At 72.0% G+C, this 18,404-nt stretch carries 15 protein-coding genes and 1 pseudogene; 5 read left to right on the top strand and 11 right to left on the bottom strand.

Going from position 1 to position 18,404, the window contains the following annotated elements:
• Positions 1 to 73: 73 nt before the first annotated feature.
• Positions 74 to 1,720 (bottom strand): CTP synthase, encoded by a 1,647-nt coding sequence (locus PYS65_RS28600; RefSeq protein WP_279336824.1) that lies wholly within the window; start codon positions 1,718 to 1,720, stop codon positions 74 to 76.
• Positions 1,721 to 2,267: 547 nt separating this feature from the next.
• On the opposite strand from PYS65_RS28600, the gene PYS65_RS28595 reads away from it, so the two are divergent.
• Positions 2,268 to 4,070, top strand: a complete 1,803-nt coding sequence (locus PYS65_RS28595; protein ID WP_279336823.1) for a glycoside hydrolase family 15 protein — start codon at positions 2,268 to 2,270, stop codon at positions 4,068 to 4,070.
• Between the two features lie 53 nt (positions 4,071 to 4,123).
• A pseudogene (locus tag PYS65_RS28590) lies at positions 4,124 to 4,737 on the top strand (CdaR family protein); the annotation flags it as partial.
• A 14-nt stretch (positions 4,738 to 4,751) separates the two neighbouring features.
• Here PYS65_RS28590 and PYS65_RS28585 read toward each other — a convergent pair.
• From PYS65_RS28585 to PYS65_RS28565, 5 genes are all read right to left on the bottom strand, one after another.
• On the bottom strand, positions 4,752 to 5,888 hold the full coding sequence (locus tag PYS65_RS28585) for a glycosyltransferase family 4 protein (RefSeq protein WP_279336822.1): 1,137 nt from the start codon (positions 5,886 to 5,888) through the stop codon (positions 4,752 to 4,754).
• Between the two features lie 227 nt (positions 5,889 to 6,115).
• The gene (recN, locus tag PYS65_RS28580; RefSeq protein WP_279338106.1) at positions 6,116 to 7,834 is read right to left on the bottom strand and encodes a DNA repair protein RecN; all 1,719 of its coding nucleotides are present in this window, start codon (positions 7,832 to 7,834) and stop codon (positions 6,116 to 6,118) included.
• A 338-nt stretch (positions 7,835 to 8,172) separates the two neighbouring features.
• A complete protein-coding gene (locus PYS65_RS28575) occupies positions 8,173 to 9,078 on the bottom strand; it encodes an NAD kinase (RefSeq protein ID WP_279336821.1) in 906 nt (301 codons plus the stop codon).
• Positions 9,075 to 9,890, bottom strand: a complete 816-nt coding sequence (locus PYS65_RS28570; RefSeq protein WP_279336820.1) for a TlyA family RNA methyltransferase — start codon at positions 9,888 to 9,890, stop codon at positions 9,075 to 9,077. Before PYS65_RS28570 ends, PYS65_RS28575 begins: the two co-directional genes overlap by 4 nt.
• A 7-nt stretch (positions 9,891 to 9,897) precedes the next feature.
• Positions 9,898 to 10,311, bottom strand: coding sequence for a hypothetical protein (locus tag PYS65_RS28565; RefSeq protein ID WP_279336819.1), 414 nt, complete (start codon positions 10,309 to 10,311; stop codon positions 9,898 to 9,900).
• 42 nt (positions 10,312 to 10,353) lie between these two features.
• Between PYS65_RS28565 and PYS65_RS28560 the strand changes: the two genes are divergently transcribed.
• A complete protein-coding gene (locus tag PYS65_RS28560) occupies positions 10,354 to 10,701 on the top strand; it encodes an SCP2 sterol-binding domain-containing protein (protein ID WP_279336818.1) in 348 nt (115 codons plus the stop codon).
• Here PYS65_RS28560 and PYS65_RS28555 read toward each other — a convergent pair.
• From PYS65_RS28555 to PYS65_RS28540, 4 genes are all read right to left on the bottom strand, one after another.
• Positions 10,685 to 11,602 carry an ABC transporter ATP-binding protein gene (locus PYS65_RS28555; RefSeq protein WP_279336817.1) on the bottom strand — a complete coding sequence of 306 codons (918 nt, stop codon included), beginning with the start codon at positions 11,600 to 11,602 and terminating at the stop codon, positions 10,685 to 10,687. The two genes, PYS65_RS28560 and PYS65_RS28555, sit on opposite strands and share 17 nt — an antisense overlap.
• Complete coding sequence (locus tag PYS65_RS28550; RefSeq protein ID WP_279336816.1) at positions 11,599 to 12,636, bottom strand: FecCD family ABC transporter permease; 1,038 nt, start codon at positions 12,634 to 12,636, stop codon at positions 11,599 to 11,601. The genes PYS65_RS28555 and PYS65_RS28550 overlap by 4 nt, the downstream gene beginning before the upstream one ends.
• Positions 12,633 to 13,679, bottom strand: coding sequence for a FecCD family ABC transporter permease (locus PYS65_RS28545; protein ID WP_279336815.1), 1,047 nt, complete (start codon positions 13,677 to 13,679; stop codon positions 12,633 to 12,635). Before PYS65_RS28545 ends, PYS65_RS28550 begins: the two co-directional genes overlap by 4 nt.
• Positions 13,680 to 13,757: 78 nt before the next feature.
• Positions 13,758 to 14,792: an HAD hydrolase-like protein gene (locus PYS65_RS28540; RefSeq protein ID WP_279336814.1), complete on the bottom strand. Its 1,035-nt coding sequence runs from the start codon at positions 14,790 to 14,792 to the stop codon at positions 13,758 to 13,760.
• Between the two features lie 71 nt (positions 14,793 to 14,863).
• Between PYS65_RS28540 and PYS65_RS28535 the strand changes: the two genes are divergently transcribed.
• On the top strand, positions 14,864 to 16,150 hold the full coding sequence (locus PYS65_RS28535) for a DUF1015 domain-containing protein (protein WP_279336813.1): 1,287 nt from the start codon (positions 14,864 to 14,866) through the stop codon (positions 16,148 to 16,150).
• A 105-nt stretch (positions 16,151 to 16,255) separates the two neighbouring features.
• Here the strand turns inward: PYS65_RS28535 and PYS65_RS28530 are convergent, their stop codons facing one another.
• A complete protein-coding gene (locus tag PYS65_RS28530) occupies positions 16,256 to 16,918 on the bottom strand; it encodes a tetratricopeptide repeat protein (RefSeq protein WP_279336812.1) in 663 nt (220 codons plus the stop codon).
• Between PYS65_RS28530 and PYS65_RS28525 the strand changes: the two genes are divergently transcribed.
• The gene (locus PYS65_RS28525) at positions 16,892 to 18,355 is read left to right on the top strand and encodes a hypothetical protein (protein ID WP_279336811.1); all 1,464 of its coding nucleotides are present in this window, start codon (positions 16,892 to 16,894) and stop codon (positions 18,353 to 18,355) included. The two genes, PYS65_RS28530 and PYS65_RS28525, sit on opposite strands and share 27 nt — an antisense overlap.
• Positions 18,356 to 18,404 lie beyond the last annotated feature (49 nt).

Genomic DNA, 18,404 nt, shown 5'->3' with positions numbered 1-18,404 from the left:
CGGTGGGTGTGAAAAGCAGCCGGGGTGCCCACCCTCTGAGGGTGGGCACCCCGGCAACCGTACAACCGGTGTGTTACTTCGAGATCTTCCGCTCGACGGCGGCCTTGACCAGACCCGCGAACAGGGGGTGCGGACGCGTCGGACGCGACCGCAGTTCCGGGTGTGCCTGGGTCGCGACCAGGTACGGGTGGACCTCGCGCGGGTATTCGACGTACTCGACGAGCTTGCCGTCCGGGGAGGTGCCGGAGAAGACGATCCCCGCCTTCTTCTCCAGCTCCGCGCGGTAGGCGTTGTTCACCTCGTAGCGGTGCCGGTGGCGCTCCTCGACGTACTCCTTGCCGTCGTACACCTCGCGCACGATCGAGCCCTCGGCCAGCTTCGCCGGGTACATGCCGAGCCGCATCGTGCCGCCCAGATCGCCCTCACCGGCGACGATGTCGAGCTGCTCGGCCATGGTGGAGATGACCGGGTGGGAGGTGGCCGGGTCGAACTCGGTGGAGTTGGCGTCGGAGACGTCCGCGAGGTTGCGGGCCGCCTCGATCACGATGCACTGCAGGCCCAGGCAGAGACCGAGCAGCGGAATCCGGTTCTCGCGCGCGTAGCGGATCGCGCCGACCTTGCCGAGCACACCGCGGTCCCCGAAGCCTCCGGGGATGCAGACCGCGTCGACGTCACCGAGTTGCGCCTGGGCGCCGGCCGGGGTCTTGCAGTCGTCGGAGGTGACCCACTTGATCTTCACCCGGGCCTTGTTGGCGAAGCCGCCCGCGCGCAGCGCCTCGGTGACCGACAGGTAGGCGTCGGGCAGGTCGATGTACTTGCCGACCAGGGCCATGACGATCTCGTGGTCGGGGTTGTGGACCCGGTCGAGCAGGTCGTCCCAGGTCGTCCAGTCCACGTCCCGGAACGGCAGGTCCAGCTTGCGCACGACGTAGGCGTCCAGGCCCTCGGTGTGCACGACCTTCGGGATGTCGTAGATCGAACGGGCGTCGGGGCAGGCGACCACGGCGGCCTCGTCGACGTCGCACATCAGCGAGATCTTCCGCTTGATCGCGGTCGGCACCTCGCGGTCGCAGCGCAGCACGATCGCGTCCGGCTGGATACCGATGTTGCGCAGCGCGGCGACCGAGTGCTGGGTCGGCTTCGTCTTCAGCTCGCCCGAGGGGCCGATGTACGGCAGGAGCGAGATGTGGACGACGAACACGTTGTCGCGGCCGACCTCGTGCCGCACCTGGCGGACGGTCTCCAGGAACGGCAGCGACTCGATGTCGCCGACCGTGCCGCCGACCTCGGTGATCACGACGTCGACCTCGTCCGTCGCCATCCGGCGGATGCGGTGCTTGATCTCGTTGGTGATGTGCGGGATGACCTGCACGGTGTCGCCCAGGTACTCGCCGCGCCGCTCCTTGGCGATCACCGTCGAGTAGACCTGGCCCGTGGTGACATTGGCGGAGCCGTCCAGGTCACGGTCGAGGAAACGCTCGTAGTGCCCGATGTCCAGGTCGGTCTCGGCGCCGTCGTTGGTGACGAACACCTCACCGTGCTGGAAGGGGTTCATCGTGCCGGGGTCGACGTTGAGGTACGGGTCGAGCTTCTGCATCACGACGCGCAGACCGCGGGCCTTGAGCAGCATGCCGAGGCTGGAGGCGGTCAGCCCCTTGCCGAGAGAGGAAGCGACACCCCCGGTGACGAAGATGTGCTTGGTCGTCGTGGATTTTGGCATGGCCAAGAGGGGGCTCCCGTGGTCGCGGTCTGGAGGGTGCGGGGCGGCTGCCTGCCGGAGAGCTCCGACGGTGCCGTCGCTGCGGTTCGGGGGTGCCCTGTTCGGATTTCCCCTCCGGGGAAGGGGCCCACCGGTCCACGGGCTACCAGCGTATCAGCGACGCGGGGTGGTGCCGTCCGGCCACGCTCCGCGCACGCTCCGGCACGGGTTCGTCACCTCTCACGGGCCCATCACCCGCTGCTCACCCGTTCGGCGGTGGTGCGTTGTCCGGAGCGGCACACAGACCCTCCACGTGCGTCGTATCCTGCTCGGACACCCCACTGTCGAGCCCGGCCGGCCGGACGGCACCACCCCAGCCCGTCACACCGGAACAACGAAAGCTCGTCAGTTCGTTGACTGAACAATCGGCGCTTTGCATTCATGGCTGAGCGACTGCTTTGCTTCGTCGCTCAACGACGTATGACGTCATGCACCATTCACTGTCCCCTTGACCGCACTAGCGACAGCCCCCTCGTGGGGTGACGTGGCCGTTCGACTGGAGTTGCACGTGGCCGGGCGCATCGAAGACTACGCACTCATCGGAGACATGCAGACCGCCGCCCTGGTCTGCCGGGACGGCACAGTCGACTGGCTGTGCCTGCCCCGCTTCGACTCGCACGCCATCTTCGCCGGCCTACTGGGCACCGAAGAACACGGCTTCTGGCGGATCGGCCCGGCGCACGCCTCCGACGCCCCGCCGCAGGCCGCGACCCGGCGCAGCTACCGCGGTGACTCGCTGGTCCTGGAGTCGGAGTGGGACACCGGGCACGGCACGGTCCGGGTGATCGATTTCATGCCCCCGCGCGACGGCGCCCCGCAGCTCATCCGCATCGTGGAGGGCGTCTCGGGCCGGGTGCCGATGCGTTCGGCGCTCCGGATGCGCTTCTCCTACGGCCGGGTGGTGCCGTGGGTGCACCGGCACGAGGGACGCACGGTCGCCGTCGCGGGCCCGGACTCGGTGTGGTTCGACACACCCGCCAAGACGTACGGGGAGTCGCTGACGACGTACTCGGACTTCACGGTGGCGCCGGGCGATCGGATCACCTTCACGCTCTCGTGGCAGCCCTCGCACAAGGAGCCGCCGCCGCTGCCGGAGCCGGAGCAGTCGCTGGAGGCGACCGAGGAGTTCTGGCGGGAGTGGGTGGAGCACTGTACGTACCACGGCCCCTACCGCGAGGCCGTGATCCGCTCCCTGATCACGCTGAAGGCCCTCACCTACGCCCCGACCGGCGGCATCGTCGCCGCGCCCACCACCTCCCTGCCGGAGGACATCGGCGGCGTCCGCAACTGGGACTACCGCTACACCTGGCTGCGTGACGCGGCGATCACCCTGTCCTCGCTGCTGCGCACCGGCTACCGCGAGGAGGCCCGCGCCTGGCGCGAGTGGCTGCTGCGCGCGGTGGCCGGGGACCCGGAGAACCTGCAGATCATGTACGGCATCGCCGGTGAGCGCGAGCTCGGTGAGGCGGAGCTGGACTGGCTGCCCGGCTACGAGAACTCGACCCCGGTCCGGGTCGGCAACGGCGCGGCGCACCAGCTCCAGCTGGACGTGTACGGCGAGGTCACCGAGGCCCTGCACCTGGCCCACATGACGGGCCTGGCCCGCAACGACTACGCGTCCCTGCTCCAGGTGAAGCTGATCACCTACCTGGAGAAGCACTGGACGGAGCCGGACGAGGGCATCTGGGAAGTGCGCGGTCCGCGTCGCCACTTCGTGCACTCCAAGGTGATGGCCTGGGTCGCCGTCGACCGCACCATCAAGCTCATCGAGTCCGGTGAGGTGGAGGGCCCGCTGGAGCGTTGGAGGCAACTGCGCGAGGACATCCACCGGGACGTGTGCGAGAAGGGCTACGACAAGGAGCGCAACACGTTCACGCAGTCGTACGGCTCCAAGGAGCTGGACGCCGCGCTGCTGCTGATTCCGCAGGTGGGCTTCCTGCCGCCGGACGACAAGCGGGTGATCGGCACCATCGAGGCGATCCAGCGCGAGCTGTCCACCCCGGACGGCTTCATCCTGCGCTACCCGACGGAGGGCGTCGACGAAGGCGTCGACGGGCTGCCGGGGGACGAGGGCGCCTTCCTCGCCGTCTCGTTCTGGATGGCCGACGACCTGGCGATGATCGGCCGCGTGGACGAGGCCCGCCGGCTGTTCGAGAAGCTGCTGGCCCTGCGCAACGACCTCGGTCTGCTCGCCGAGGAGTGGGACTCGGTCAACCAGCGCCAGGTCGGCAACTTCCCCCAGGCCTTCAGCCACGTCCCCCTCATCGACACGGCCCTGCGCCTGACGGCGTCGGGAGCGTACGGGGGCTGAGGAACCGCCCGACGGCCCGTGCGCCCGTGCGCACGGGTGGCGTCCGGGGCATGGGCGGCGGCTGGGCGGTGCCGGCCCGTGGGTCGCCGAAAAGCCGGCCTCACTCGGGGGCCCGTGCTGCTGGGTGTGCGGCCGGTGGAGGGGTGGGTGCCGCTGCTGCTCGGGCTGCGCGCGCAGACGGAACGGCCGGTGCTCGCGGACCGGGGGCGCCGGCACTGCGTGCCGGGGCGGAGCGGACGGGGATGATGTCGCCGGGGGCGCGGCTGCCCGTAGTGGTGGTCGGGGCGGCCGGTGACCGGGCGTCGGCGGGTCTGCGGCACGCGGCCCGGACCGCGGGTGCGGCGCAGGGGCCGCCGGACCGTCCCTGGTCCGACGCCCGCCGCCTGGACATCGACCTGCTGATGTGGCGGCCGCGCGACCAGCCGGACCCGGCGGCTTTCGTGGACCGCGCGATCGGCCCGGTCCTGGACCACGACCGCCGCTCGCGGCCGCCGTTGCTGCCCACCTCGGAGACCTGTCCGGCCTCCGCGGGCCGCAAGGCGGAGACGGCCCGCGAACCGCGCCTGAACCGCCAGACGCTGTACAACCGGCCGGCCGTGACCTCGACGACCCGCACACGGTCCTGACCCTGAGCCTGGCCCCGCGGGCACGGCGGCACATGCCCTGACGCGGCGGGTGACGTCAGATCAACGGGCGGTACTGCGTCAACTCGTCGTAGACACTGAGCACCTGGGCCACCGCCTCGTCCTCCGTCGGCCACCCGGCCGCCTGCCGGGAACCTTTGGCCCTGAGTTCCTCCCGGCGCAGCGGGTCCCCCAGCAGCCGTACGACGGAGTCGGCGAGCGCACGCGCGTTGCCGTGGGGGACGAGTTCGGCGGCGTCGCCGATGAGTTCGGGCATGCCGCCGGCCCTGGTCGCGACGAGCGGCACACCCGCGTGGAGGGCCTGCTGGGCGAGCACGGAGCGCCCCTCCCCCCGGCTCGGCAGCAGCGCGAGGTCCGCGGCCTCGAGCAGCCCGGTGGCGTCGTCGCGTCGTCCGATGAGCCGGACCGGCAGCTCCTCGTCCGTGATCCGCCGTTGGAGTTCACCGCGCAGCGGGCCCTCCCCCGCGACGACGAGCAGCGGCACGGGGTCGAGACGGCGCCACCCGTGCGTGGCGTCCAGCAGGGTGTGGTGGCCACGGCGCCGTTCGAGGGGGCCTGCCGCGACCAGTAAGGGGCGGCCGACGGCGCCGAGTTCGGCACGCAGTTTGAGCCGCGCCCCGTCGGGGTCCTCCGGCTCCGCGGCCGTGCGGGGCACGGGGAGGGCCACGGCCGCCAGCCGCGCGTCCCGCGCTCCGGTCCGGCGGGCCCGGTCGACCAGGGCGGAGGTGGTTCCGAGCAGCACGGTGGCCGCCTTGGCGACCCTCCGCTCCAGCAGCCGCAGGAAGTGCGCGCGGGCGCCGTCGGCGGGCGGCCGGTCGTGCCAGGTGACGATCAGCGGGGTGGGCCGGCCGCTGAGGGCGAGCACGGTCCGGAAGGAGGCGTGCAGTCCGTGCGCGTGCACCAGGTCGGCGTTCGCGCAGGCCGTCCGCAGGGCGGCCACCGAGCCGGGGTCGCTGCTGCGCGGGACGTGCACATGGCCGGCGCCGGCGCCCGTGAAGTCGTGGGTGTGCTCCGCCTCGGCGGGGGCGCACACCGTGACCCGCACGCCCCGTGCGACGAGCCCCGCCGCCAGTGAGCGCACATGGGCGCTGGTGGCGGCGTTGCCGCCGCCCAGCACCTGCACGGTGCGCAGCGGCGACTGGCCGTGCGGTGAGTGGCTGCTCACGGGGGTCACGTGGCCGAGCTCCTGGTGCGGGTCGGATGGTCCCGAAGAACGTACAGAAGGACCGTGCGGAGGGGGTGTACCGCACGGTCTCCTACGCGTGCTCCGCCCAGCATGCCAGGACACGAGGGGATCGCGGGAACGACGGGAGCGCCCGCCTGCACCGGACCGGAGAGGAATTTCACCCGTACGAGTGCGGACGTGCCTCCCGTCGGCCGAGGCGCCGGGAGGTACGACGGCTAGCCGTCCGCGCGGGCCGTCGCCAGGAGTTCCTCCGCGTGGGCCCGGGCCGTTTCGGAGTCCTCCTGGCCGGCCAGCATCCGGGACAGTTCCCGGATCCGTTCCTCCCCTTCGAGCACCTTCACGCCGGACCGGGTGACCGACCCGTCGTCGGTCTTCGCCACCAGCAGCTGCCGGTCGGCGAACGCCGCCACCTGCGGCAGATGCGTGACGACCACGACCTGCGCGCTCTTCGCCAGTTTGGCGAGCCGCCGTCCGATCTCGACGGCCGCCTTGCCGCCGACACCGGCGTCGACCTCGTCGAACAGATACGTCGGCACCGGGTCCGTCCCGGCGAACACGACCTCCACGGCCAGCATCACGCGCGACAGCTCACCGCCGGACGCGCCCTTGGCGATGGGCCGGGGCGGCGCCCCGGGGTGCGGGGCCAGCAGCAGCTCGACCTCGTCCACACCCGAGGGCCCGTGGGCGACGGTGCGCCCGCCGACCTCGACGCCGTCCGGGTCCTCCGTCTGCCGGATGTCGAACGACACGCGCGCGTGCGGCATGGCGAGGGACGCCAGCTCCGCGGTGACGGCCGCCGCGAACCGCTCCGCGGCCTCGGTCCGTGCCTCCGACAGCGCCTGCGCCAGCCCGCCCAGTTCGGCGCGCAGGCCGTCCCGCTCGGCGGTGAGTTCCTCGATCCGCTCGTCGTCCCCGTCCAGTTCCGTGAGCCGCGCGGCGCTCTGTTCGGCCCAGGCCAGCACGGCGGCGACGTCCTCGCCGTACTTGCGGGTCAGCACGGTGAGCCCGGCCCGCCGTTCCTCGACGGCCGCCAGCCGCAGCGGGTCGGCGTCCAGGTCCTCGGCGTACCCGGCGAGCTCCCCGGCCACGTCGCGCAGCAGGATGCCGACCTCACCGATCCGGTCGGTGAGCGCGGCCAGCGCGGGATCGTGCGCCCGGACGGCCTCCAGGGCCCGCTGGGCGCCCGCGACGAGCGTTCCGGCGTCGATGCCCTCGGGGTCCTCCGGGTTGCCGGCGAGGGCGGTGTGCGCGGCGTGCGCGGCGGACGCCAGGGCCTCGGCGTGACCAAGCCGCTCGGCCTCCTCCGCCAGCTCCACGTCCTCACCGGCGCGTGGCTCCACAGCGGCGATCTCGTCGAGCCCGAAGCGCAGCATGTCGGCTTCCTGGGCCCGCTCACGCGCGCGCGTGGTGATCTGTTCGAGTTCCGCGGCGACGGCCCGCAGCCGCTTGTACGCCCCGGTGTACTTGGCGAGCGGACCGGCGACCGCGTCGCCCGCGTACCGGTCGAGCGCCTGCCGCTGCCGGGACTGCTTCAGCAGCCCCTGCTGGTCGGTCTGCCCGTGCACGGCCACCAGGTCGTCGGCGAGTTCGGCGAGCAGCCCCACGGGCACGCTCCGCCCGCCCAGGTGCGCCCGTGAGCGCCCCTCGGCGGAAACGGTACGGCTGATCAGCAGCGCCCCGTCGTCGAGCTCGGCCCCGGCCTCCTCCGCGCGCACGACGGCCGCGGCGTCCTCGGGCACGGCGATCCGTCCCTCGACGACCGCGTTTCTGGCACCGATCCGCACCAGGGCCGCGTCCGCCCTTCCGCCCAGCAGCAGCCCGAGGCTGGTGACCACCATGGTCTTGCCCGCGCCCGTTTCACCGGTGACGGCGGTGAAGCCTGGTGACAGCTCGACCACGGCGTCGTCGATGACTCCGAGCGACCGTATCCGCATCTCCTCCAACACGTCCCAGACCTTACGAGGTTTTCCTCGCGCTGTGCGACGCCGCCCCCCACCTGTCCGGGATCGTGGCAGGCCGTCACCCATGAGTGGGACCCCCTCCCCGGGAGATCCGACCACGCACCGCCTCAGGGCTTGTCCGGCGGATCACGCCGCAGACGCGGAGGCGGGCACCCCCTCCTCCGCCTTGCGGCAGGACGCTCCCGCACTCCCGGCTTCTCCCCCGTGAGCAGAAGGGGCCCCATGAACGGAAGGGGACCCTCATCGCCCCCTCGCACCCGCGCCGATGAGGACGCCGCCGATTTCCTGCGGCCTGCTCCACCGGGCAGGCCCTACTGCGGAGCCCCCCGCCACCCCGAGACCGGCAGGGCGAACTTCGCGACCAGCCGGTCCGTGAACGAGGCGTGATGCAGTCGGGCCAGTCGTACCGGCACCGCGCCGCGCCGCACCTCGACCCGCGCCCCGGGCGGCAGCTCCAGGGTCCGCCGCCCGTCGCACCAGAGCACACCCGGCGGAACGTGCGGCAGGACCTCCACGGCCAGCACCGAGTCCGGCGAGGTCACCAGCGGCTTGGCGAACAGCGCGTGCGCGCTGATCGGCACCATCAGCAGCGCCTCGACCTCCGGCCACACCACGGGCCCGCCCGCGGAGAACGCGTACGCGGTGGATCCGGTCGGGGTGGCGCACACGATCCCGTCGCAGCCGAATCCGGTCACCGGCCGCCCGTCGATCTCCAGCACGACCTCCAGCATCCGCTCGGCGGACACCTTCTGCACGGCCGCCTCGTTCAGCGCCCAGTCCGTGTGCACGATGGTGCCGTTGCGGTGCACGACGACGTCGACGGTCATCCGCTCCTCGACCTCGTACGCCTTGCTCACCACCCGGTCGACGACCTTGTCGAGGTCGTCCCGCTCGGCCTCGGCGAGGAATCCGACGCTGCCGAGGTTCACGCCGAGCATCGGCACCCCCGAGGCACGGGCGAACTCCGCGCCGCGCAGCAGCGTGCCGTCACCGCCCAGCACGATCAGCAGTTCGCAGCCGTCGAGGCACTCGGGTGTGGCCTCCTTGACGGTCTCCACCTCGTCCGGCAGCGGCAGGTCCTGTGCCTCGGTCTCCAGCACCCGCACCCCGAGCCCGGAACGCAGCAGCCCCTTGACCACGAGTTCCGCGCTGCGGATGGCCGCGGGGCGGCCGGTGTGGGCGAGCAGGAAAACGGTACGAACTCGATTCGGTGTCAACGCGGCCCCTCCGCCACTGCACGGTCAACGTCGGCCGGGTCCAGTTCCGGAGCTCCGGCCCGCAGCCACAGAAAGTACTCGACATTCCCCGAGGGTCCGGGCAGCGGGCTCGCCGTCACGCCCTTCGCCCCCAGTCCCAGCTCCCAGGCCTTGGCGGCCACCCCCCGTACGGCGTCGGCGCGCAGTTGCGGACTGCGTACGACTCCGCCGCTGCCCAGCCGCTCCTTGCCCACCTCGAACTGCGGCTTGACCATCATCACCAGATCGGCGTCCGGCCTCGCGCACCGTGTCAGGGCGGGCAGGACCAGCCCGAGCGGGATGAAGGAAAGATCCCCCACGACAAGATCCACTGGCTCCCCATCGATTGCTTCAAGCGTCAACTCCCGCACGTTCGTACGGTCCTTGACGGTGACGCGTTCATCGTTTCGGAGAGACCACGCGAGTTGTCCGTATCCGACGTCCACGGCGACCACGTGCGCGGCCCCGGCCCGCAGCAGGACGTCGGTGAAGCCCCCGGTCGAGGCGCCGGCGTCCAGCGCCCGCCGTCCCTCGACGATCAGCCCTCCGGGCACGAAGGCCTCGAGGGCGCCGGCGAGCTTGTGGCCGCCGCGCGACACGTAGTCCGGATCGCCGGCGTCCTCGGCGACGAGGATCGCGGCGGCGGTCTCCACCTGCGTGGCGGGCTTGGTCGCGACGGTCTTGCCGACACTGACCCGCCCGGCGGCGATCAGCTGGCCGGCGTGTTCACGCGAGCGCGCGAGCTTCCGGCGGACCAGCTCCGCGTCGAGACGGCGGCGTGCGACTCCTGCCACGTTCGGTTCAGCTCCCCTGTCGGTGCGGCGAATTGGACTGGTGGCCCGAAGGGCCTCGGTGAGGGGTGGTGGTCGGGTGACGGGTGGGCTGGTGGCCCGAAGGGCCTCGGTGAGAGGTGGGAGCCGGCGGCCCCGGGCGGGCGTCGAGTGCGGTGAGCGCGTCGCGCAGCCCCCGGTGCACATCTTCGTACACCTCGACATGGCCGTCCGTGGTGAGGTGGTCGGCGTCGGCCAGCCGCTCCAGCCGCGCGTCCACCTCGGCGTCGCCGGTGGGGGTGCGGGGCACGTTCAGGGGTGCGGGGGCCGCGGGGGCGTACTCGGGCGCGGTACGGGAAGTGGTGTCCTCGACCGGCGGTGCGGCCGGCTCCGCCCGCGGGGGCGGCGGCTGCGTGCCCCCCGGCTGGGGTACTGCGTCGTTCATGCCCCGACGCTACCGCGAACCGCTGGGGTACCGTCGTCCGCGATGGCCACGATCGAGGAGTGCCGCGCCGCACTCACCAGGCTCTCGGACAACATGCGGCACGCCGAGGGCGACGTCCGCGCGGCTGCGGCGATGGACCGCTCCGTCAGCTGTCGCATCACCGACCTGGACGTGACCTTCGTCGGCCGCCTCACCGGCGGACGGATCGAGGTGCACGACACCCTCAAGGGTCCTCCGCGCGAGAAGGCCCAGCTCAGGCTCGCCTTGAAGGGGAACGACCTGCTGGCCCTGGTCGACGGCGAACTGCACTTCGCCAGGGCCTGGGCTTCGGGCCGGGTGAAACTGGAGGCGGGTCTGCGCGACCTGTTCCACCTCAGGAAGCTTCTCTAGCGCCCACCTTCTCCTGCCGGTCCGCGGTCCGCCCGGTTCCGGCCGCGGCACGCGCCTTGCGGGCCGCCGGAACGATCAGGGGCGTTCCCGTCTCGGGGTCGTCGATGACCTGGCAGCTCAGCCCGAAGACCTCCTCGACCAGTTCGGCGGTGACGATCTCCTTCGGCGCGCCCTGCGCGACGATCTTCCCTGCGCGCAGGGCGATGAGGTGGGTGGCGTACCGGGCGGCGTGGTTGAGGTCGTGCAGAACGGCGACGAGGGTGCGCCCCTGCTCCTCGTGCAGTTCCGCGCACAGGTCGAGTACGTCGATCTGGTGCTGGATGTCCAGGTAGGTCGTCGGCTCGTCGAGGAGCAGCAGTGGGGTCTCCTGGGCGAGTGCCATGGCGATCCACACGCGCTGGCGCTGCCCGCCGGAGAGTTCGTCGACATGGCGCTCGCCGAGGTCCGCGATGCCGGTCCGGGCCATCGACTCCCGGACGACCCGCTCGTCCTCGGCCGACCACTGGCGCAGGATGCCCTGGTGCGGGTACCGGCCCCGGCCCACCAGGTCGGCGACGGTGATCCCGTCGGGGGCGATCGACGACTGGGGCAGCAGTCCGAGGGTGCGGGCGACCTTCTTCGCGGGCATCGACTGGATGGCCTGGCCGTCCAGCAGCACCCTCCCCCGGGTGGGCTTCAGCATGCGCGACAGCGCCCGCAGGAGCGTCGACTTGCCGCAGGCGTTCGGGCCGACGATCACGGTGAAGGAGTTGTCCGGTATCTCCACCGACAACCGCTCGGCGATGACACGCTGGTCGTAGGCGAGGGTGACGTCCTCGGCGGACAGTCGGTTCACGGTGCTCCTTCGGTTGTTCCGTCCGCCGCCGGCGGTGGTGGAGTTCCTGGCGCTCCCGGCGCTCATATCCGGCCCGCCTTGCGCTCGGTGACCAGCAGCCACAGCAGGTAGACGCCGCCGAGCACCCCGGTGACCACTCCCACGGGCAACTGCTCGGCACCGAAGGACCGCTGCGAGATCCAGTCGGCGCTCACCAGCAGGGCGGCGCCCATGCACATCGACGCCACCAGGTTGGGTCCGGGCGAACGGGTCAGGCGCCGGGCGAGCTGCGGCGCGGTGAGCGCCACGAAGCCGACCGGCCCGGAGGCGGCGGTCGCGGACGCGGTGAGCAGTACGGCGGACAGCATCAGCAGCAGCCGTACGCGCTCCACCCGGACCCCGAGGGCGTACGAGATGTCGTCGCCCATCTCCATCATCCTGAGCCCGCGGGAGTTGGCGAGTACCAGCGGTACGAGGATGACGCACAGCGCGAGCAGGGGCCAGACCTGGTCCCAGTCACGGCCGTCGAGGGAGCCGGTCATCCACACCACCGCACGGGCCGCGTCGACGATGTCGGACTTGGTGAGCAGGTAGCCGTTGACCGCGGTGACGATCGCGGAGACACCGATACCGACCAGGACCAGCCGGTATCCGTGCACGCCCCGCTTCCAGGCGAGCACATAGATGGCGAACCCGGTCACCAGTCCACCGATCAGCGCACCGACGGCGACCTGGTTGGCGGTCCCGGAGAACAGCACGATCATCACGAGCGCACCGGCCGTGGCGCCCTGACCGAGGCCTAGGACGTCCGGACTGCCCAGGGGGTTGCGGGAGATGGACTGGAACAGCGCGCCGCCGAGCCCGAGCGAGACGCCGACCAGCAGCCCGACCAGCACCCGGGGCAGCCGCAGTTCGGTGACGATGAACTCCTGGCCCGGGTCGCCCTCGCCCAGCAGGGTCCGGATCACGTCGGCGGCCGGTATCGGGAAGTCGCCGGTGCCGATCAGCACTACGCTCGCGGTGAGCGCCACGAGCAGGAGCAGGACGGCGACGACGAGGGCCCGCACGTCCATCCGGAACGACAGGCCGCCCGGCGTCCGCACAGCACGGTTGGTCTTCACAGCTGGGCCGTCCTCCGCCGTCGTACGAGAAAGATGAAGACCGGGCCGCCGATGATCGCGGTGACGATGCCGACCTGGAGTTCCGCGGGCCGGGCCAGCACCCGGCCGAGGACATCGGCGCCGAGCAGCAGCACCGGCGACAGGACCGCCGCGTACGGCAGGATCCAGCGCAGGTCGGGTCCGGTGAACGAGCGCACGACGTGCGGCACCATCAGGCCCACGAAGACGATCGGTCCGCAGGCGGCCGTCGCGGCCCCGCACAGCACGGTCGCGGCGAGCATGGCCAGCGCCCGCGTGCGGTTCAGGTCGGCGCCGAGGGCCCTGGCGGTGTCGTCGCCCATGGCCATGGCGTTCAGCGGCCGGGCGAGCAGCAGCGCCAGCACGAACCCGACCAGCAGGAACGGCAGTACCTGCCGGATGACCGGGCCGCTCGCCGAGGACAGCGACCCGACCGTCCAGAAGCGCATCCTCCCCAGGGCCGCCTCGTCCAGGATCATCACCGCCTGGAGGTAGCCGAACAGCGCCGCGGTGATCGCGGTGCCGGCCAGCACCAGACGCACCGGGGTCGCGCCCCGGCTGCCGCCGAGGAACCACACCAGGGCCCCGACCGCGGCCGCCCCGCAGAACGCGAACCACACATAGCCCGACAGCGACGTGACGCCGAAGAAGGTGATGGCCGTGACGACCGCCGCCGACGCGCCCGCGTTGATGCCGAGCAGTCCCGGATCGGCGAGCGGATTACGGGTGAGCGCCTGCAGCACCGCCCCCGCCAGACCGAGCGCGGCGCCGGCCAGCGCGCCGAGCAGGGTCCGTGACAGCCGGTCGGCGACGACGACATCACCGTAGGTGCCCGATTCCTCGAACAAGCCGTGCCAGACCTGGTCCAGGGACAGGTCCTTCGCCCCGATCGCGATGCTCGCCAGGGCGATGACCACCAGGATCGCGGCGGAGAGGAACAGCCCGAGGACACGGAGCATCGCCCGACGGTTCGGGGGCACGGAGGCAGTGTCCGCGCGCGGTTCGGGAGGACTGTCGACCAACACGCAGTTAGGTTAGCCTACCCTCCCAAGCGATCACGATCCTGAGGTTCTGAGGTTCTGAGGTTCTGCACCGAGGGTGCCTCACAACCCCAGCCGGGCCAGCGCCTTCGCTCCGTCCAACGCGCACACGCCGTCGCCCGCCGCTGTCCACGCCGCCGCGCACAACGCCCGCAGTCCGTCCAGAGCGGCACCGTCCCCGTCCAACGCCAGGGCCCCGCCGTCCGCTGCCGCCGTCCAGCCTCCGCACCGAAATCCGCCGTCGCCGTCCGCCGCGGTCACCTCCGGCTGCCCGGTGAGCATCCCGCGCAGGTCGGCGTCGACATAGGTGGGCCGGTGCTGCGGCGGTGCGGCCAGCAGCTGCGCCCCGTCGGTCACCCCGGTCAGCACCAGCAGCGAATCCACCCCGCCGTTGAACGCGCCCTCGATGTCCGTGTCCAGCCGGTCCCCCACCACCAGGGGCCGTTCGGCGCCGGTGCGCAGAATCGTCTCCCGGTGCATCGGCGGCAGCGGCTTGCCCGCCACCTGCGGCTCGGCGCCCGTGGCGATCCGTACGACCTCCACCGCCGCGCCGTTGCCCGGGGCGATGCCCCGCCCGCTGGGGATCGTCAGATCCGTGTTGGACGCGAACCACGGCACCCCGCGCGCGATCGCGTAACTCGCCTCCCCGAACCGGCCCCACGGGAAGTCGGGCCCGCCGTACCCCTGTGCCACCGCGACCGGATCGTCGTCCGCCGACTCCACGGGCACCAGGCCGCGCTCACCCAGCGCCACCCGCAGGCCCTCACCGCCGATGACCAGCACCCTGGCCCCCTGCGGCACCTGCTCACTGATCAGCCGCGCGACCGACTGCGCCGACGTGATCACGTCTCCGGCGTCCGTCGGTATCCCCAGCTCCGTCAGGTGCGCGGCCACCGTGTCCGGGGTGCGCAGGGCGTTGTTCGTCACATACGCCAGGTGCATGCCTCCCGCGCGGGCCGTGGCCAGCGAGTCGACCGCATGGACGATCGCCTCCCCACCCGCGTACACCACACCGTCGAGGTCGAGCAGCGCCGTGTCGTACGCCTCGCTCAGGGCCTGCCCACTGCCCTCGGGCCTCGTCCTGACGCTCCGGCTCATTCCGCATCGCTCCTCGTTCGACGGCTTTCCCCCGATCATCCCCCATGCCACCGGCCCCGTACGATGCCCTGATGAAGACTGCAGGTCCCTCGGAAGCAAAGGCGCGCCGAGGCCTGGAACTCACCCCGTTCCAAGGCCTTCGTTACGATCCCGACCGGGTCGGCAGCCTGGCCGCCGTGACATCCCCGCCGTACGACGTCGTCGTCCGCCCCGACGGCCTGCACCATCTGCAGTCCGCCGACCCGCACAACATCGTCCGGCTGATCCTGCCCGAGGCCGACACCCCCGAGGCCCGCAACGCCCAGGCCGCCGACACCCTGAACCGCTGGCGCGCCGAGGGCGTCCTGACCACGGACCCCGAACCCTGCCTGTACGTCTACGAACAACGCGACGGCGACGAACTGCTGCAACGCGGGATCATCGGCACCCTGCGCGTCTCGGACCCCGACGAGCGGCTGGTCCTGCCGCACGAGGACGTCATGCCGCACGTCGTCGCCGACCGCGCGGCCCTGATGCTGGCCACGTCCGCGAACCTCGAGCCCCTGTTGCTGAGCTACCCCGGCGACGGTTCGACCGATGCCACCGCCGACCTGATCGAGCGCACGGCCAAGACGCCTCCCCTCCTCGCGACCACCACGGAGGACGGTTTCCGTCACCGGCTGTGGTCCCTCACCGACCCCGCCGACCTGGCCACGGTCCGGACCGACCTGGCCGGCCAGCAGGCCCTCATCGCCGACGGCCACCACCGCTGGGCCACCTACCGCCGGCTCCGCGCGGAGCACCCCTCCCCCAGTCCCTGGGACGACGGCCTGGTGCTCCTGGTCGACACGGCCCGGTACCCGCTGCGTGTCCGTGCGATCCACCGCCTGCTGCACGGCCTGCCCGTCGCGGACGCGCTGGCCGCCCTCCACGGCCTGTTCCGGGTCCGCCGCGTGGACGCCCCGCTGCCGGACGCCATGGAGGTACTGGCCGAGGCGGCCGGCGCGGGCAACGCCTTCCTGCTGGCCGGTGACGGCACCTTCCACCTCGTCGACCGCCCGGACCCGGATCTGCTGGCCCGCACCGTCCCCGGCGACCGCCCGGCGGCCTGGCGCACCCTGGACGCCACGGTCCTGCACTCCACGCTCCTGAAGCAGGTGTGGCGCATCCCCGAGGACTCCCCGGCCCATATCGCCTACATTCACGACACGGCCGCGACCGTCGAGAAGGCGGAACGCGACGGCGGTACGGCGGTACTGCTGCACCCGGTCCGTGAGGAGGTCGTCCGCGACCTCGCCCGCCAGGGCGTGACGATGCCCCGCAAGTCGACGTCCTTCGGGCCCAAGCCGGCGTCGGGGCTGGTGCTGCGCGCGTTCTGACGGGTGGCTCAGGAACCCGGAACCCGGGAAAGGGAAAGGGGTGGGATTCCCGGTCGGATGAACCGGAGATCCCACCCCTTCGTCCTGCGTCACAGGCGCAAGCCGTCAATCCTTGTCGGCGTCGTTCTCGTCCTTGCTCTCGTCCTTGCTCTCAGAAGCCTCGGAGTCGGCATCGGCGTCGATGTCGTCGCTCTCGTCGTCGAGCACGTCCATGAACTCCACGCCGTCCAGTTCGGCCAGCCGGTCCGAAGCGTCCGTGCTGCCGTCCCGGTCGGCCTCCAGGGCCTTCGCGAACCACTCCCGTGCCTCACCGGCCCGTCCGACGGCGAGAAGCACATCTGCGTACGCGTACCTCAGCCGCGCGGTCCACGGCTGCACGGAGTGAGAGGCCAGCTCGGAGCTCTGCAGCGTCACGAGGGCGGCGTCCAGCTGCCCCATGTCACGCCGAGCGCCGGCCGCGACGAGCCGCATCTCGACCTGCCCGGCCTTGTCGAGCTTCTGCACTTCGGGAGCACCGGCCATGTCCAGTGCCTTCTCCGGCCGCCCGATTCCGCGCTCGCAGTCGGCCATGAGAGGCCACAGCTCCACGGTCCCGGTCATCCGCCGCGCCGCCCGGAACTCGGCAAGCGCCTCGGAGTACTTCTGGTTGGCGTAGGCGGCGAAGCCGGCGGCTTCCCGTACGGCGGCGACACGCGACGCCAGCCGCAGAGCCACCTTGGAGTAGCCGTAGGCTTCCTCGGGGTGCTCGTCGATCAGCCGGGCGACCATCACCAGGTTCTTGGCGACATCGTCCGCGAGGGTCTTGGGCAGGCTCTGCAGCTCCTGCCGTACGTCCTTGTCGATCTCCTCGCCCGTGACGTCCTCGGGGATCGGCAGCCGCTTGATGGGCTCGCGGTCCCGGTCGCGCTCCTCACGGAACCGGTCGCCTCCGTACCGGTCGTCGCGCCCGCGGAACCCGCCCGGCCGCCCTCCCCGGTCATCCCGGCGCGGTCCACGCCCACGGTCGTCACGGCCTCGGTCGTCACGGCCCCGGAAGCCACCCCGCTCGCCGCCACGGCTGTCATCACGCCGACCGTAACCCCGGTCGGCACCGCGGTTGTCCTCGCGGCCCCGGAAGCCACCCCGGTCGCCGCCACGGCTGTCGTCACGGCCCCGGTAACCACCGTGCTCCGGCCGGCTGCCACCACGGTCACCCCCACGGTCATCACGCCGGTCATCCCGGCGCCCGTAACCCCGGTCGTCATCCCGACGGAAGCCGGAACGCTCACGCTCACCACCACGGCTGTCGTCCCGACCGCGGAAACCACCGCGCTCGCCGCCACGGCTGTCATCACGACGGAAACCACCCCGATCACCACGGTCGTCACGGCGGAAGCCACCACGATCACGGTCATCGCGGTCGTCCCGACGGAAGCCACCACGATCGTCACGCCCGCGGAAACCACCCCGGTCGGCACCGCGGTTGTCCTCGCGGCCCCGGAAGCCACCCCGGTCGCCGCCACGGCTGTCGTCACGGCCCCGGTAACCACCGTGCTCCGGCCGGCTGCCACCACGGTCGTCCCGACGGTCACCCCCACGGTCGTCACGCCGGTCATCCCGGCGCCCGTAACCCCGGTCGTCATCCCGACGGAAGCCGGAACGCTCACGCTCACCACCACGGCTGTCGTCCCTACGGTCGTCCCGACCGCGGAAACCACCCCGGTCGGCACCGCGGTTGTCCTCGCGGCCCCGGAAGCCACCCCGGTCGCCGCCACGGCTGTCGTCACGGCCCCGGTAACCGCCGCGCTCCGGCCGGCTGCCACCACGGTCGTCCCGACGGTCACCCCCACGGTCGTCACGCCGGTCATCCCGGCGGAAGCCACCACGATCACGGTCATCGCGGTCGTCCCGACGGAAGCCACCACGATCGTCCCGACCGCGGAAACCACCCCGGTCGCCACGGTCGTCATCCCGACGGAAACCACCGCGCTCGCCGCCACGGCTGTCATCGCGGCCCCGGAAGCCGCCGCGCTCCGGCCGGCTGCCACCACGGTCGTCCCGACGGAACCCACGGTCACGGTCTCCGTCCCTGCGGCCCCCGCGGTCATGGTCACTGGACCGACGCGGGCCTCCTTGCTGACCGCCACGGTCCGAACGGTCACCACTGTCCCGTCGCCGCTGGTCGCGCTCCGGTCGATCATCGGGAGAGTTGGTGGACATGGGTAACTCCTGTCTTCGGTACCGCAAGCATTCTCGCGCAGCCGGACCTCCGGCG

This window comes from Streptomyces cathayae (genome assembly GCF_029760955.1).
GTDB classification, from domain to species: Bacteria; Actinomycetota; Actinomycetes; order Streptomycetales; family Streptomycetaceae; genus Streptomyces; species Streptomyces cathayae.
The sequence above is the reverse complement of the archived record's forward strand: the minus strand, read 5'-3'. Positions and strand labels throughout refer to the sequence as shown.

Coding starts and splice junctions, on each gene's coding strand:
- PYS65_RS28535 (WP_279336813.1), top strand. CDS start 14,864: ATGAAGACTGCAGGTCCCTCGGAAGCAAAGGCGCGCCGAGGCCTGGAA.
- PYS65_RS28600 (WP_279336824.1), bottom strand. CDS start 1,720: ATGCCAAAATCCACGACGACCAAGCACATCTTCGTCACCGGGGGTGTC.
- PYS65_RS28555 (WP_279336817.1), bottom strand. CDS start 11,602: ATGAGCGCCGGGAGCGCCAGGAACTCCACCACCGCCGGCGGCGGACGG.
- PYS65_RS28530 (WP_279336812.1), bottom strand. CDS start 16,918: ATGGTCGCCCGGCTGATCGACGAGCACCCCGAGGAAGCCTACGGCTAC.
- PYS65_RS28565 (WP_279336819.1), bottom strand. CDS start 10,311: ATGAACGACGCAGTACCCCAGCCGGGGGGCACGCAGCCGCCGCCCCCG.
- PYS65_RS28560 (WP_279336818.1), top strand. CDS start 10,354: ATGGCCACGATCGAGGAGTGCCGCGCCGCACTCACCAGGCTCTCGGAC.
- recN (WP_279338106.1), bottom strand. CDS start 7,834: ATGCGGATACGGTCGCTCGGAGTCATCGACGACGCCGTGGTCGAGCTG.
- PYS65_RS28540 (WP_279336814.1), bottom strand. CDS start 14,792: ATGAGCCGGAGCGTCAGGACGAGGCCCGAGGGCAGTGGGCAGGCCCTG.